Here is a 16,035-nt window from a genome sequence, read left to right as displayed (position 1 = left end):
TTGAAATGCAGTTAATCTTGGTGACCGGCCTGTCCGGAAGCGGTAAATCAATCGCGCTGAAGCAGCTTGAAGATCTGGGCTACTACTGTATCGACAATCTGCCCGGTAAATATGTCGTGCCTGTCACAAAGCATCTTCATTCCGTCCGAAGAGAGCATCTTGCCGTTTCACTGGATGCACGCAGCGATGTTTCACTCTCCGAGCTCAGCCGCGATCTTGAAGATCTGGTCGCTTCCGGTGTGCATTTAAGGATACTGTGCCTGACAGCTTCAACAGATGCGCTTGTCCAAAGATATTCCGAGACCAGGCGTCAGCACCCTCTAAGCCAAGCCGACTCAGATTCTCCCGAAACGCTGGTTGAAGCGATTGAAAGAGAAAGGAAACTGCTCGAGCCGATCATGGATGACGCGCATATCATTGACACCACAGGAATGCTCCCCAACACACTGAAGCATTGGGTGCGCAGCTTCGTCAACGCCAAAAAAGGCGCCATCCTCCTCACTTTCGAATCATTCGGGTTCAAAAAAGGACTGCCGATCGCCAGTGACTTGGTCTTCGACGTTCGCTGCCTTCCTAACCCCTATTGGGTTGAAGAGCTTCGGCCGCTAAACGGAAAAGATCAGCCGGTTATCGATTTCCTCAGCAAGGAACCTCTCGTTCGAAGCATGTTCGAAGACATCCGTGGTTTTGTGGAAAAGTGGCTTCCCCACTACGAAGCACAGAATCAGCACTACCTTACGGTCTCAATCGGCTGTACGGGCGGACAGCACCGCTCCGTCTATATTTGCGAGCAGCTCGGAAAATATTTCTCCGAGCGCTGTGAGGGCGTCATTACGCGCCACCGCACGCTCGACGCCGCAAAATAATTTTTCCTGCCTAAGCAAGAAATTCCAGTAAGAACGTCTTTAAAGGCGTCGCAACAGCTGCGTTTGTCAGCTCTTCCAATGTGAACCATCGACCTTCGGGGGGAGACGAGAGCGGAACCGTACTGAGCGAAATCATCAGTTTCAGGTGCGTCAGCCGATGCGTGATGAATCCGCATTCGCGGGCGTCTGAAGGCAAAACCTGCGCCTCAGGAAGGACCCAAAGATTTTTCCAGTACCGACTTTCTCTCTTGATTAGAAGAACTTTTCCGTCCCTGACGTAGATCAGCATATGGATCGGTTCTTCCGGCACAGGAGCGCGTTTCTTTTTGGGCGGATAGCTTTCCTGAAGTCCTTCGGCACATGCTCGGCACATTTTCTGAAGAGGACAAACTTCACAGCGCGGTCTGTTTCTGACGCAAACAGTCGCGCCCAAATCCATCATTGCCTGTGCATAGGCTCTTCCCTCTTCCTTAGGCTGGATCTCTTCGGCTGCAAGCCACAGCTTCTTATCGAGTGCTGATGCACTGAGCCCGTCACCAATAAGCAGCAGACGGGATAAAACCCGTTTGACATTACCGTCTAATATCGGAGACGGAATGTCCGTACATGCGCTGCGTATCGCTCCCGCTGTTGAACGGCCGATACCTGAAAGTGTCACAAGATCCGATATCTCTGTCGGGAAAACTCCGTTGTATCGCTCTGCGACCTCCTGTGCGCAGCGATGCAGATTCTCCGCCCGACTGTAATAACCGAGCCCTGCCCAAAGCTGAAATACTTCCTCCCGGTCGGCTTTAGCAAGCGCTTTAACTGTCGGGAACCGCGACATAAATTTCAAATAGTAAGGAATAACAGTCTTTACCTGAGTCTGCTGAAGCATGATTTCAGCAACCCAGCGCGGATAAGGTTCAGTGGTTTGCTGCCAGGGCAAATCATGTCGGCCGAATTGCTTCTGCCACTCAATAATCGCTCGTGCGGGATCGCTCTTTTTCATTCAAATCAAAAAAAATTAGCCGCCTCAATGAAACATCGGGCGGCTGAATAAAATTAAAAAATGATTAGGCCGACTGCTTTCTGTCTTCCATAATGAGGTTGAGCAGAATTGCGGCAAGGGTCGCTGTACCGATGCCTCCAAGTTCAAAACCGCCAATCTTCAGAGAGAAATCGCCTGCGCCGATAATCAGTGTAACCGCAGTCACGATTAAGTTCTTGCTGCTGGCAAGATCAATTTTGTTTTCAATCATGATGCGCACACCGGCAGCGGCAATAAATCCGAATACCACCACAGAAACCGCTCCGAGAAGCGGACCTGGGATAGTTTGAATGACCGCACCAAACTTCGGCGAGAAGCTTAGCAGAATCGCAAACAGACCGGCTACGGGGAAAATCAAGGTAGAGTAGACGCGGGTAGCCGCCATCACGCCAATGTTTTCTCCGTATGTGGTCACGCCGGGGCCGCCGCCGAAACCAGCGATGATAGTCGCTAACCCGTCACCGAAGAATGATCGTCCGATATAGGGATCCAGATTTCTATGCGTCATGACATTGACCGCTTTGATGTGTCCTAAGTTCTCTGCGATCAAAATAACAACCACCGGAACAATGAGGATCATCGCTTCAGGCTGGAAAACTGGAGCGGAGAAATGCGGAAAGCCAAACCAGCTGGCGTCATAAAGCGGCTGAAAATCAATCGGCTTGCCCAGACCCATTAAGTTCGTAAGGATCCAGTAGAAGATATACGCGATCACAATACCGACAAGAATCAGGAGCTTTTGCAGGAAACCGCGAAGATAAACAGCGACAAACCCCATGATCAGAACCGCTGCAGAGGCATACCACTGTTCAAAAGTCGTTGTACCCATCCCTTTTACCGCCACAGGCGCCAAATTAAGGCCGATCGTCATAACGATGGAACCCGTGACAACCGGAGGCATCAGCCGCTCAATCCATTTGATTCCGGTAAACATAACAATGAGACCGACCAAGGCATACACGACACCGCAGGCGATAACACCGCCCATCGCAACCGGAATATTCGGATTCGGTCCGCTGCCGGCATAACCGGTAGCCGCAATAACGACCCCGATAAACGCGAAACTTGAACCCAGATAACTCGGGACGTGACCGCCAACCACCAGGAAGAACAGCAGCGTTCCGATACCGCTCATGAAAATCGCAACATTCGGGTCCAAGCCCATAATTAATGGCGCTAGAACCGTTGAGCCGAACATAATCACAACATGCTGAATGCCCATGGCAAGCGTTTGGCCTAAGGGCAGTGTTTCATCAGGCGCAATAACGCCTGCCGTCTTCACGGACCATTTTGGAAAGTATGAATTTTTCATTTGATTTAACTAGATGGATGCTCCGTACATTCTAATTAATAAAGTCTTAACAATCACATTTAATACGTTCTTTTCTTCTTTTCCTGTTACGAAGATAAATAATTCCGTCGGTGCGATAATAGAGCTCTTCGAAAATTGACGTAAAATTCGTGACTTATCGATAAACAGGACAACAAAATGCCGGAGCTGAGCTCTCAAACGCAAAAACAAATTAAACGCAGAAGAACCTTCGCGATTATTTCTCACCCTGACGCTGGTAAAACAACTCTTACCGAAAAGCTGCTTCTTTTCGGCGGAGCAATTCAGCTCGCAGGTGCGGTCAAGGGACGTAAAGCCGGCCGTCATGCAACGAGCGACTGGATGGAAGTTGAAAAACAACGCGGTATTTCCGTCACCAGCTCCGTTATGCAGTTTGAGTACGACGATCACGTAATCAATCTTCTCGATACCCCGGGACATGAGGACTTCTCGGAAGATACCTATCGAGTACTGACCGCCGTTGACTGCGCAGTCATGGTTATCGATGCCGCCAAGGGCGTGGAGGCGCAGACAATTAAACTTTTGGAAGTTTGCCGTCTGCGTAAAACTCCGATTATTACGTTCATCAATAAACTGGACCGCGAGGTCCAGGACCCGATCGATCTGCTCGGAGAAATTGAAAACGTCCTCAAAATCGAGTGTGCCCCGATTACATGGCCGATTGGAATGGGAAAAACTTTCCGAGGTGTGTTCTCTCTTCTGGACAATAAGCTTGTCCGTTTCACTCCGGGCGGCGAGAAACTTAGCGACGATGTCGAAGTTATTGAGGGACTGGATAACCCGAGGCTCGATCAGCTGTTCCCGCTGGAAATCGGGAACGTCAGAGAAAGCATCGAGCTCATTCAGGGCGCTAGTGAACCTTTCTCCTTGGAACGTTTCCTTGCCGGTGACCAAACGCCTGTCTTCTTCGGCTCCGGTGTCAATAACTTCGGTGTGCAGGACGTCCTGGACGCGCTCATTCGCTGGGCTCCGACTCCGCAGCCTCGTGATGCCGGCAAACGCATGGTTGAACCGGATGAAGCCAAATTCAGCGGCTTCGTCTTCAAGATTCAGGCCAATATGGATCCGAAACATCGTGACCGCATCGCGTTCTTCCGCGTCTGCTCCGGCGAGTACAAACCCGGCATGAAGGTCTACCACGTTCGTGAACAGAAGGATATGAAGATTCCTAACGCTCTGACCTTTATGGCCAACGACCGTGTCCTTATGACCGACGCTGTTGCCGGAGATATTATCGGTATCTATAACCACGGACAGCTTCACATCGGCGACACCCTAACGCAAGGCGAAATACTCGGCTTTACCGGTATTCCTTACTTTGCTCCGGAATTGTTCAGAAGCGCACGCGCCAGAGACCCTTTCAAAGCAAAACAGCTTCATAAAGGCTTGAAAGAACTCGGCGAAGAAGGCGCGATTCAGGTGTTCGAAGATGAACTCGGCAACCTTCTTCTCGGCGCGGTCGGCGCACTTCAGTTTGAAATCGTTGCTCAGCGTCTGGCGACCGAATACAACGTCGACGCTATCTACGAAAACACTCCGATCTCAACCGCCCGCTGGCTGACATACCCGGATGAACAGACGAAAAAAGATTTTGAGCGGGAACAGGCTCTGCGCCTTGCAAAAGACGCGGAAGGCAATCCGGTGTACCTTGCGACAAGCGTATACAACCTTCAGACCACACAGAAACACTGGCCTCAGGTGACTTTCCACGTCACCCGAGAACACGGTCAGAAGCTCAAACACACCGACACGGATATTGCGATTTAATCCGATCTGCCGGGAAGCCTTTACGAAAGCGCTTCCCGTGCTTCCGGGAAGGGAGAAAGCACGCGCTTCAGTATTCCCTTTATATACGCAATCAGAACTCCGTAGTTCACGATCGGCACACCTGCCTCTCTGCACTGCCGCTGTCTGGAAAGCATCGCTCTGCGGTTGATCATGCAGGCGCCGCAGTGAATCACAAGTTTATAGTCGCTGACATCTTCCGGAAATGAGTCTCCGGTATACCATTCAAAAGACAGCTCTCCGCCGACATGCTCCTGCAGCCAGGCGGGAATTTTGACACGTCCGATATCTTCAGCCTGACACTGATGCGTACAGGCTTCCGCGATCAGAACTTTGTCTCCCGGTTTAAGTGATTCAATCGCTTTGGCACCTTCGACAAGCCCTGTCAGATCGCCCTTATTTCTTGCCATCAAGATCGAGAAAGATGTTAGAGGAATTTCCTTAGGAACGATTTTCGCAGCCTTGCCAAACACCTGACTGTCGGTAACGACAAGGGCAGGCGGAGTTTTCAGATTATCCAGCTGAGCGGCAATAAGGTTTTCTTTTGCGACAATCGCGTTCGCGTTGGCATCCAGAGTGTCTCTAAGCGCCTGAACCTGAGGCAGAATAAGTCTGCCCTTGGGCGCCGCTGTGTCGATCGGCACGCAAAACACAACGGTATCGCCCGGGTTCAAAAGGTCCCGAATGAGCGGCCTGTCTTCAAAAGCGCGCGGCGCCGCAGAGAGAATTGCCGAGCGAAGTCGGTCAAAGCCGCTTTTGTTCAGCGCGCTGACGACTATGAATTCTTCTTTAACCTCCGCCTGAAGTTTCTCAGCAATCTCGTCTGCAGACGGCACGGTATCGCACTTATTAAGAACCAGTAAATAAGGCGTTCCCAGTCTTTTGAACTCTTCAATGAGTTTTTCTTCGAATTCGGAAAAAGGGTTTGCCGCATCCATCACAATGAGCGCGACATCTGTCTTAGTCATGACTTCCCGCGTCTTGCCGATGCGCAGCTTTCCTAAATCGCCGACATCATCGATACCCGCAGTATCAATAAGCATGATCGGCCCAAGCGGCAGTAGTTCCATCGCTTTGTAGACAGGATCGGTCGTTGTACCAGCAATGTCGCTGACCAGCGCAATTTTCTGTTTCGTAAGCGCATTGATCACACTCGACTTTCCGGCGTTTCGTCTGCCGAACAAACCGATGTGAATTCGTGTCCCTCTGGGACTCTGATTCATTTCTGCCATGATAAGCACCTTGCTTGAAGAACTTTCAGTATAAAGATTAAAGCCATAAAAAAAGGGGCCGAAGCCCCTTTCTTGAAATCAATCCGACGAGAAATTATTTCTCAACGACCTTGATAACGTCACGCTGAACCCATGTGGGAGCGTGGTGTTCGGCGGCCTCGTAGGAGATGTCGCCGGAACCGATGCGCCAAATGCCTTTGAAGTGTTCCATGGAAAGGAGCGCCAGAGGAATATGAGCGCAGGTGACCATTGCTGTCACGATGAAGCTGCCCCAAACGTGGGTCATGAAGAGCCAGTAGAAGACAGTTTTACCGAGAAGAGGTGCACCCATCCAAAGCAGCCAGCCGGTGACGATGAGGTAAACAACCGCAGCGATGAAAATGAGATAGCTCATCTTCTGGCCGCCGTTGTAACGGCCCTGGGGCGGAACTTCAACCGGTCCGAAGGGGATCTTGAAGAAACGACGCGGATAGCCGCCGAAGTTTCTGAACCAAAGAATGGTGTTCTTGTCCCACTCGAGCAGGTTCTTCATCGTCACTGCGAAGCGTTCCGGAGCGAACAGAACATAGCCGATGAAGTTCAGCGTGAACAGACCGCCGAGCCAAATGTGCCAAACCATCAGAAGATTGGCTGTTTCATCGGAGATCTTGCCCATCATGTTACCGAAGTAAACGATGGCGCCTGTGAAGAACAAAGCGTACCAGCAGATCGCGTTGATAGAGTGGAATACTTTGTCGGAAGTGTGGAAGCGCAGAATACGTGCGCCTTGCATTTCAGCGTTAGACATGATGTTCGGCCTCCGTCATAGCGAGTTGAGAGCGCGGTGTGTAGTGCGTATGGTTGAGTTTGTACATTTCGCCTTCAACAGGTTTACCGTTCATATCCTTATAAACCTGCCAGCAAACATCGTTTTCATGAGAAGAAGTCAGCTTCATCTTCTGAAGACGCTTGTCATCGGCATACAAACCGGCCTGACGGTCAAGAATCACCTTATTTCTGGAAGTGATCAGCTTCGTGATCGCTGCGCCGGCAGCGACAACTGCGATCGCACAAAGACCGATAACCTTGAGGAATCCACGACGACCTAACAGGGCAGGTACATCACGTTCGGTATATTGATATTTGCTCATTTGATATTCACCCTAGTTAGAGTTTGACAGGCAGCGGAGTTGTCGGAGCGAGCCAAGCGGAACCGGCGCCCTGGAGCGGCTGACCGCCGCCGTTGACACAGCCGCCGGGGCAGTTCATAACTTCAATGAAGTGCCAGCGATCCTTGTCTTCGTTGATAATCTTCATAACTTTGTGCAGATCCTGCAGCGCGCCGTTTACAACCGCAACGCGAAGTTCGAAGATCTTTCCGCCCTGAGCTTTCAGAGGAATCGGAATAGTGGCTTCAACGAGGGAGTTGTTCATACCGCGAACTGTGATGATGTCCGGATCTTTGAGCTCTTCTCCAGAGAGAATTGCGTAAGCTGTACGCAGAGCCGCTTCCATAACACCGCCGGAGCAGCCGAAAATCGTCCCGGCACCGGTGTATTTTTCCATTGTCTTGACTTCATGAGTCTTGGGCATTGTGAGCGGATTGATACCTTTGCGGCGCAGAAGTTCGGCGATATCACGAGTGGTCAGACTGTAGTCGATATCGGGGAAGGCGGGAGTGTCTTTGGGCAGATAGCCGTGTTCCACGTTCCACTTCCATGCGTCGACAAACTCAGGACGGCTCGCTTCGTAAATCTTGGCTGTACAGGGAGTAACAGCAACCATCACGACATCGCGGGGATCCTTGTTCCAAATGTGCTTGGCAGCCCAGCTCTTGGCGAGCGCGCCGCCCATCTGAACCGGGCTCTTAGTTGTGGAAACATGAGGAATCGCAGAAGCGAAGTTAATTTCCATGTTTCTGACCCAGCCGGGGCAACAGCTGGTGAAATGCGGCAGCGGATGATGAGCCATCTGGTTCACTTCAGGGCTTCTTTCGCCTAAGCACCAGTATCTGACTTTCTTAATGAATTCCGTACCTTCTTCCAGAATAGTCTGGTCAGCGGTCTGGTTCACGTCGTAAACAGTGAAACCTGCTTTTTCGAAAGCGTTAAGCATCTGCTCGGTGCAGAGATCGCCGGGCTGGCCGCCGAATTCTTCAGCAAGCGCCACGCGAACCGCGGGAGACGGGTGAGCAACCACGAATTTCTTCGGATCGTCCAAAACCTTGAGAACGTCCTCGACGAAGGACATCTGTTCAATCGCGCCGAAGGGACATGCGCTCAGACACTGTCCGCAGCTAACGCATGCGTCATCACGAATCTTATGAATGCTGCCGAGACCGCCGGTAATCGCATCAACCGGGCAGAATTTGCGGCATGTATCGCAGCCGACACAGTTGTCTTTGTTAATCTTAATAATCCCGCGCAGTTCGCCTTTGCGGAAATTACCCTGATATTCCGGTCCGTCTTCACCGCGGCAGCCTTGCGGCGGACGGAAAGTCACTACGTTCATAGTAGCCATCTTTCAACTCCAGAGCTTGAAATGGGAAATAAAAATTTGATCCGAAAAATTCTTGTTTACGCTGTACACAAAAGTGACAGCCGGACCAATATAAAAACCTTATACATCAGTTTACGGGCTGAGTTACATCGACTCAATTGGTCTAATACGTAAAGTCTAGGTAGTTACCCTTGGAAAATGGGGAAAATAAGGGTTTATCCGATAAGACATATCTCTTAATCGGACATTTCGTCTTACATATCTGATTCTTTGAGAGGTTTTCTCAGTTCTGCGCGAATATTATCCATCGCCGAGTAAAAATCTTTCATCATGACCAGTCCCAGCAGTTTGCCTCTGTCAGTCACAATAAACTGGTTGGGATCGTCCGGATTCTCTTTAATGGCACCTGCCAGCTTCAGTCCCAGAACTTCTTTAAACAAAGCTCTATCCAGATTGACGCCGTGCACTTCTTTGAAATAGCGGCGGTTCAGACGCCCTGCGAAAAGACCTAAAAGAAGACGATACTGAAGTACATTGAACTTATCAAACGTCCGCTTTCTTTCAACACCGTTTCTTCCCGATCCGATGCGCTCGTTATAGCGTCTCAGTGAGAATGTATTCACATAAAGCGTGTCACCAAGAAAACTAAACGCTCCGGAGCCTACGCCGAGATATTCGTCGTTATCGATAACGTATTCGTCAAATCCCTCGTTGTTGGACTTGCCGAACGCCCAGCTTGAAAGCTGCGTGTAGTCATGGCAGAGCGTATCAAGAATAATTCGATACTGCTCAGCCATAATTTCCGGGGGCGCTGCGATCTTGTCCTTGACGCTGCGTTTTGTCTGGCTCGTCACCATCAGAGGATAAGTAGTAATCTGACGCGGCGACAGCTCAAGCAGTTTGGCTAAATCCGAACGAAGAACTTCGTTGGTCTGTCCGTGAAAACCGAAGATCATGTCAACGTTGCAGATCGGGAAAAGCTCCTGAGCCTTTTGGATGTAGTCGAAAACCTGCTTGCCGGTACCGAACTTATCACGCTCGGTCATCTTCAGAATTCCGTCGTCAAAGCTCTGTACACCGATCGACATGCGGTCTACTAATCCTTTAAGCATCGAAATGGACGGATCGCCCATTACCTGAGGATCCGTCTCGCAGGAAACCTCCTTGATGCCGGGAAAGAGCGTACGGGTGAGCTCGATCGTCTTAACAAGCTCATCCATCAGAACAGTTGTCGTACCGCCGCCAATATAAAGCGAAGTAAAGTTGTACCCCATGTCATGAACCGACTGTATCTCTTTGCGCAGGTTCACAAAGTATTCACGGGCTTTGTATTCTTTAAACAGAAAACGATGGAATGTGCAGTAAGAGCAAAGCGTCTTGCAGAAAGGAATGTGCGCGTACATCATGTACTGATGACCTTCCTGCGGTTTGGGAAACTCCTGAAGAATGCAGGGATCCAGAGTCAGATTTTTGTCCAGGTAGTACTGCATGACCGCTTCGGTCGCCCTCAGCATCCAGCCCGGTGCAATTGCTTCTGATTTCTCGTGCTTTGCGTTTCCTTTGTACGCAGTGCGGATCGTTTCCGTTGATTTTTCCATGATGACTCTTACTACGTTAGTTCGACCGAGAATTATAGGTTATTCGCGGCATGTGAACTTTTTTTGGCCCCCATATACATGTCATCAATCAGCGATCCGTATTTTTCGTTCATGGGCTTTCTCTTCAGCTTCAGCGTCGGTGTCAGCAGACCGTTGTCAATCGTCCACTCGTCCAGCGTAAGCGTGACATTTCGCGGCACAGCGTATGCCGGAAAGGTCCTGCAGGCCTTTTTTACCTGCTGAAGCACCGCGCTCTTGGCGCTGCTTGCGGTGAGCGAAACCTGATCCTTCGGATCCAAATGCAGCGAAGAAGCAAGAGCGCTCCACCGCTCGCAATCCAAGGAAACCAATACTCCAATATAGGGCTTCCCGTCTCCTACGGCATAGCACTGGTTCACCAAAGGAAGCGTTTCCACCGCACTCTCGATATCCACCGGAGAAATCTTTTCACCGGTCGACGTCACAATAATCTCTTTGATTCTGCCGACAATTTTCAGACGCCTGTCCTCATCAAAACGGCCCTGATCTCCTGTGTGCAGCCAGCCGTCCTCCGTAAAGGCTTCCTTGGTCTCTTTTTCGCGATTCCAGTATCCGCGCATCACCAAGTCGCCCTTAATTTGAATCTCGTCCTTGTCGCCTAAACGAATTCCGACATCCTTCAGCGCTCTTCCAACCGTGGCCGGATCGTTATCCGTTACGTTATTTCCGCTGATAATCGGAGAAGTCTCCGTCATGCCGTAACCTTGAATGACGGGAAGACCGAGTCCGCAAAACACTTTTGCCGCTTCCGGATTCAAAGATGCCCCGCCGCTGATCGCAACACGAAGACGGCCGCCGAACTGGGATTTAAGCGTCCTGGAAATTTTCCCGCCGATCAGTTTGTTCGTCACTGAATCAATCAGCGGGGGCACTGACGACGCCACCCGAATTCGATTCTTTCTGCAGAACACTCTCCAGCCGGCGTTCACTGCCGTTTCGAAAACCTTCTTGGCGACAGGACCTTTATCCAAAAGCACTTTATTGAGCTTTCCGTAGATACGCTCATATACGCGGGGAACGGAAATCAGAACATTGGGTTTGGCAATCCTGAAGTCCTCCGCCAAGTACTGAAGCGATCGATTGAAAACAATCGTAGAGCCGGTTGCCAGCGCGAGATAGTAGCCCGCCGTCCTCTCAAACATATGGGAAAGAGGAAGAAAAGAGAGGAAGATATCACCGACTTCCGGCTTCACGTGAGCAAGCGTAGAGCGAACATTGCTCGTAATGTTTTTGTGTGTCAGCATGACGCCTTTGGGTCTGCCGGTCGTTCCGGAGGTGTACACAATGCAGGCTAAATCCTGCTCGGTCGGAGAGTCCGGAAGATCGGCATTCTGAGAGGCCGACGCAAGCCAGGCCGCAAGCGCGCTGACCATACCGCCTGACGGCGCTTCATCATCGGTAATGATGACCTTCTTCAGCGCCGAAAGGTCAAATCCGGCTTCTTTAATTTTTTCCCACTTGGAAACTTTGTCGGTGACAAGAACGGATGCGCCGCTGTCCTGGAGAATATATGCGCTCGATGCGGGAGTATCAATTGCGTGCAGCGGGACCGGGACAAGAGTATTGGCCATCGCCGCCTGGTCAAAACAAACAGCATTGACGCCGTTGGGCAAAAGCATCGCGACACGATCGCCTCGCTTCAGGTTGAGAGCGGCAAAAGCTTTGCGCCAGCTCAAAACTTTTTCTCCAAGCTCGCTGTAGGTAACGGAAACCCATTCCTTTGTCGATTTGTTGAATTCCCGTAAAGCCTCGTCCGAAGGCCCTTTGCAGACCCGATTCTGGAAAAATTCACACAGTGTTGTTAACCCGTCAAGAGCCCTAGCTCGCTCTTCCTTGCTATCTGTCACGATACTATCTCCCATAATACCTGCTAGGCTAAACATAAAAATAAGTATTTAACGACGTAAAAAATCCGTGTTTACCCTAACAAATCCGCAGCGAAAAAATTTCTTCTTTTTTCGAAAAATGCGCAATCAAGCGGGTGCGGCTTGATGTCTGCCGGCAAAGGTCAATAAAAAAGCCGCTGAACGCGGCTCTCCAAGAGAGGAATGTTTCGGCTAATTGGCCGGCATAATCCTAACCTCCCAGCCGGAGCTGCACTCCGTCACGAAAGGATAAAAATTCTTGCTGGCCTGGCACCAATACATCGTATTTCCCGACGGCGCAGGTGAAACAACAACAGGTGCCGGGGCTGCAACAGGCGCAGTCACAACCGGAGCCGGAATAACCGTCGGCGCGGTCACGACAGGCGCCACCACTGGTGCTGTGTAAGTCGGTACGGCCGCAGTGACCGGATAAGCCGGAGGAACATAGCTTGGCGCAACATACGTGGGCGACAAAGCATTGCTAATGGCTCCGGCCACACCGAGTCCGAGCCCTAATGTCAAAGCTCCGCCCAAGACATCTCTGCCGAAGTGGCGCCAGGGTCCGCCGTGGTGATAGCGAGGCGGAGGGGCCGGTCGAAAACCGGGGACCTCCGGGAGGAGGACCGGGACGGAAGCCCGGACCGCCGTGGCCGGGGCCGCCGGGACGAGCATCAGCAAGCGATCCGCTCAATACAAGACACATGATGGAAGCGGTAAAGACCCCTTTTAATAATTTAGATTTCATAGAGACCTCCTCTTTTGCTTCTGTTCTATACGAATAGTTTGGACTTTATCAGCCCGAAAATCTCAAATTATTTTGCAAGAGATTGTTTTTCTTCCAACTGCTCCCAGAGCTGATACTTCTGCTCAAGACAGCTGCCGACATCCGTAAGTTCGTCCCCAAGCTTCAGTTTGTCTTCCGCACTCTTTGCGGCATAGTCGGGGGACTGCATTTGTTCAATCAGCTCGTTCTGCCGTGTCTCAAGCGCTTCAATTTCCGCGGGCAGCGCCTCCAAAGCCTGTCTCTCCTTATAGGTCAATCCGCCCTTGGGCTGCCGTTTCGGCTTAACAGACTTTTCTTTCGGAGCCTCTTTTGCCGCTTCCGTCTTCTTCTCTTCTTTCCCCTCTTTTGCCCGCCAGCGCAGCCATTCTTCATAGCCGCCCGCATACGAGGTCCACTTGCCGTTCTTGTCCGGCGCAATCGCAAACGTAGCGACGTTATCCATGAACTGCCGATCGTGAGACACAATCAGTACGGTACCGGGATAACTGCTCAGCGTATCCTCAAGCATCTCGACGGATTCAATATCCAAGTCATTGGTCGGTTCGTCCATCACAAGAAGATTTGCCGGCTTGGCAAACAGTTTCGCAAGCAGCAGTCTGTTGCGTTCACCGCCTGAGAGACTGCCGACTTTGACGTTCATTCGATGCGGTGGGAAGAGAAAATCCCCGAGGTAGCCGACAATGTGCTTTTTCACTCCGCCGACTTCAACCCAGTCGGAGCCCGGCGAAACCGTCTCCTGAAGCGTTTTATCCGGATCCAGTTCCGTTCGAAGCTGATCAAAATAGGCGACTTGGAGATTGGTTCCGGGTTTGACCGTGCCCTCATCCGGAGCAACCTGCCCGAGAATAATTTTAATCAGCGTACTCTTTCCAACCCCATTGGGTCCGAGCAGTCCGAGCTTATCGCCGCGCATCACGCGCATGGTCAGATCATTAATCAGGCAGCGGCCGCCGTAACTCTTATAAACGTCAGTCAATTCGGCAACGATTTTGCCGCTTCGCTCACCTGCGTCGATGTTCAGATCAACCACACCCAAACGGTCTCTGCGGTTTTCTCGTTCAACACGCATCTTTTCAAGCCGTCTGACGCGGCCTTCATTGCGCGTGCGCCGCGCTTCAATGCCTCGGCGAATCCAAGCCTCTTCCTGCGACCACACTTTGTCAAAGTTCTGACGCGCCTTCTCTTCGTCCGCAAGCTCGGCCGCTTTGCGCGTCTGGTATTCTTCGAAATTTCCGGGATAGCGGCGCACAACGCCTCGATCAAGCTCCCATATAGAGTCAACGATACGGTTCAAAAAGGCTCGGTCATGCGTAACCGTTACCAGTGAGCGGGATTTTTTAAACTCGGAAAGAATAATCTCTTCAAGCAGCTCGATCGCGTCAATATCCAAATGGTTGGTTGGTTCATCCAGCAGAAGAAGATCCGGCTCAAGGGAAAACGCCAGCGCAAGCGCCGCTTTTTTCTTCTCTCCGCCTGATGCCTTGGACAGATCCGCATTTTCATCCAGACCGAAGCGATGCAGATATTCCGATAATCTGCTCTGCAGCTGCCAACGGTATTTACTGTCGGCAATGTCATCAAAGCGACCGCGAAGAACAAGCGACTCCATCAGCGTCGGAGCCTCAGGAAAAAAGGGTTCCTGTTCCACATAAACCGCGTTTAAACCGTTTTGTATGTGAAGCGTTCCGTCGTCAAGTTTCTCCAGCCCGGCAAGCACTTTCATCAGGGAGCTTTTTCCTGTCCCGTTTCGTCCGATCAATCCGATTCTCTGCCCTTCTTCAACCGTCAGATCGACAGAATCAAGAAGAGGCTTGTCCCCCCAGGCCAGGTGAGCCTGCAATATCGAGATCAGACTCATAATCCTGCATCTCCGGCATCTTCGGTGAACTGCACTAAATCTTCTTCCGCGGAACCGGTCTTCGAAGGATTCACCACCGCCTTGTCAAGCTGACGAATAACACGCTGTCCGTCTTCACCGGAATAGGTCAGTCTGCCGCTCATGCTTTCCGAGAATGAAAAATCTTTGGCCCACTTCAGCCATTGCTCTCCAACCTGCCAGGCATCAATGCCCACGGCAAACATCTGCCGCTCTTCCTGACTCATCTTGTCGTACACCTTCATATAACCGGAGTAGGACGAGAGCGGAAGTTTTGTTTCTGCGGGAAGTTCAAGCGTAACCATGCCGACAAGATCATTGGCTTGGGTCTTTGCCTGCATACGATCCTGCAGATGCAGAGGACTTGTGTACGTTGTTCCGAATACGGGAAGTTCCGGCGGAATATAGGGCCTTAAAAGACTTGCCTGCTGTGCGCTCATCGCAAAGAAAACGCCTCGGAAGCTCTTTCCGCGCATTTCCTGACGAAGATAACTCAGCTGCTCAGGGGAAATACTTCGGCGTTCAGCGGACACGCCGGACTTTGCAAGCTCTCGCTCAATTGTTCGGGCAAGCTTGTCGTCATAATCGCTGCCAGTCGTGAAAATCACAAAACTCTTTGCCGCGTTCTGCTCCGAAGCAGTGTTCTCAAGCGCGATCTTAACCAGCTGCTCGGCTTCGCTTTCAACCGACATGTCCAGCGTGAGCATCAGCTCGGGGACGCGCTCCGTGTGCGCTCGATTAATCGCGACCACCGGGAGAGGAAGATAACTAAGCTCTGAAACCGCCTGCACCGCCGGCTTTGAAACCGGACCGATCGCAAGCATCGCGCCTGCGTCCGCAGCGGAGTTTAAAACATCACGTACGGCCGACGGTTCACTCAAAGTGAACTCCACCAGCTCATACTTATCCTTTACTCGCTCGTAGGCTGCCCGGATACCTGCCCGCAAAGGGGTCGTAGCCTGCCACAAAGGGCTGCCCTTCGGCGATACAATCAATGCCACTTTCTGTCTCTGCACCGCTTCATCCGTGTGCGCAGAGCCTGAACTTTCCTGAGCGACGGCATTCATCGATAAGGAAACCGCCAGGACAGCAGTTAAGCTAATTAAACGGCATCTAACCAATGAGGTCAAA

At 51.3% G+C, this 16,035-nt stretch carries 13 protein-coding genes; 2 read left to right on the top strand and 11 right to left on the bottom strand.

Going from position 1 to position 16,035, the window contains the following annotated elements; genetic code table 11:
• Positions 1-5 precede the first annotated feature (5 nt).
• Entirely contained in the window at positions 6-866 is an 861-nt protein-coding gene (rapZ, locus tag AC6I1F_RS00605) for an RNase adapter RapZ (protein ID WP_290432507.1), read from the top strand.
• Positions 867-876: 10 nt separating this feature from the next.
• On the opposite strand, the gene mutY is transcribed toward rapZ, so the two are convergent.
• Positions 877-1,857 carry an A/G-specific adenine glycosylase gene (gene mutY, locus AC6I1F_RS00600; protein WP_160334172.1) on the bottom strand — a complete coding sequence of 327 codons (981 nt, stop codon included), beginning with the start codon at positions 1,855-1,857 and terminating at the stop codon, positions 877-879.
• 64 nt (positions 1,858-1,921) lie between these two features.
• On the bottom strand, positions 1,922-3,208 hold the full coding sequence (locus AC6I1F_RS00595) for a solute carrier family 23 protein (protein ID WP_160334173.1): 1,287 nt from the start codon (positions 3,206-3,208) through the stop codon (positions 1,922-1,924).
• A 177-nt stretch (positions 3,209-3,385) separates the two neighbouring features.
• Between AC6I1F_RS00595 and AC6I1F_RS00590 the strand changes: the two genes are divergently transcribed.
• Complete coding sequence (locus AC6I1F_RS00590; protein WP_160334174.1) at positions 3,386-5,014, top strand: peptide chain release factor 3; 1,629 nt, start codon at positions 3,386-3,388, stop codon at positions 5,012-5,014.
• Positions 5,015-5,034: 20 nt separating this feature from the next.
• Here the strand turns inward: AC6I1F_RS00590 and hydF are convergent, their stop codons facing one another.
• The 9 genes from hydF to AC6I1F_RS00545 form a co-directional block, all read right to left on the bottom strand.
• Entirely contained in the window at positions 5,035-6,264 is a 1,230-nt protein-coding gene (hydF, locus tag AC6I1F_RS00585) for a [FeFe] hydrogenase H-cluster maturation GTPase HydF (RefSeq protein WP_160334175.1), read from the bottom strand.
• 94 nt (positions 6,265-6,358) lie between these two features.
• Positions 6,359-7,051: a cytochrome b/b6 domain-containing protein gene (locus tag AC6I1F_RS00580; RefSeq protein ID WP_160334176.1), complete on the bottom strand. Its 693-nt coding sequence runs from the start codon at positions 7,049-7,051 to the stop codon at positions 6,359-6,361.
• Positions 7,044-7,394 carry an iron hydrogenase small subunit gene (locus tag AC6I1F_RS00575; protein WP_290432506.1) on the bottom strand — a complete coding sequence of 117 codons (351 nt, stop codon included), beginning with the start codon at positions 7,392-7,394 and terminating at the stop codon, positions 7,044-7,046. The genes AC6I1F_RS00580 and AC6I1F_RS00575 overlap by 8 nt, the downstream gene beginning before the upstream one ends.
• Positions 7,395-7,410: 16 nt before the next feature.
• Positions 7,411-8,763 carry a [Fe-Fe] hydrogenase large subunit C-terminal domain-containing protein gene (locus tag AC6I1F_RS00570; RefSeq protein WP_160334178.1) on the bottom strand — a complete coding sequence of 451 codons (1,353 nt, stop codon included), beginning with the start codon at positions 8,761-8,763 and terminating at the stop codon, positions 7,411-7,413.
• A gap of 233 nt (positions 8,764-8,996) precedes the next feature.
• Entirely contained in the window at positions 8,997-10,340 is a 1,344-nt protein-coding gene (locus tag AC6I1F_RS00565) for a coproporphyrinogen III oxidase family protein (protein WP_202074505.1), read from the bottom strand.
• Between the two features lie 32 nt (positions 10,341-10,372).
• Positions 10,373-12,241: an AMP-dependent synthetase/ligase gene (locus AC6I1F_RS00560; RefSeq protein ID WP_160334179.1), complete on the bottom strand. Its 1,869-nt coding sequence runs from the start codon at positions 12,239-12,241 to the stop codon at positions 10,373-10,375.
• 195 nt (positions 12,242-12,436) lie between these two features.
• Positions 12,437-12,916 carry a hypothetical protein gene (locus AC6I1F_RS00555; protein WP_497801575.1) on the bottom strand — a complete coding sequence of 160 codons (480 nt, stop codon included), beginning with the start codon at positions 12,914-12,916 and terminating at the stop codon, positions 12,437-12,439.
• 140 nt (positions 12,917-13,056) lie between these two features.
• Positions 13,057-14,886: an ATP-binding cassette domain-containing protein gene (locus AC6I1F_RS00550; RefSeq protein ID WP_160334181.1), complete on the bottom strand. Its 1,830-nt coding sequence runs from the start codon at positions 14,884-14,886 to the stop codon at positions 13,057-13,059.
• A complete protein-coding gene (locus AC6I1F_RS00545; RefSeq protein WP_160334182.1) occupies positions 14,883-16,034 on the bottom strand; it encodes a type 1 periplasmic-binding domain-containing protein in 1,152 nt (383 codons plus the stop codon). The genes AC6I1F_RS00550 and AC6I1F_RS00545 overlap by 4 nt, the downstream gene beginning before the upstream one ends.
• Position 16,035: the final 1 nt, after the last annotated feature.

It is taken from the genome of Parasutterella sp. St.1A3 (assembly GCF_059728705.1).
The sequence above is the reverse complement of the archived record's forward strand: the minus strand, read 5'-3'. Positions and strand labels throughout refer to the sequence as shown.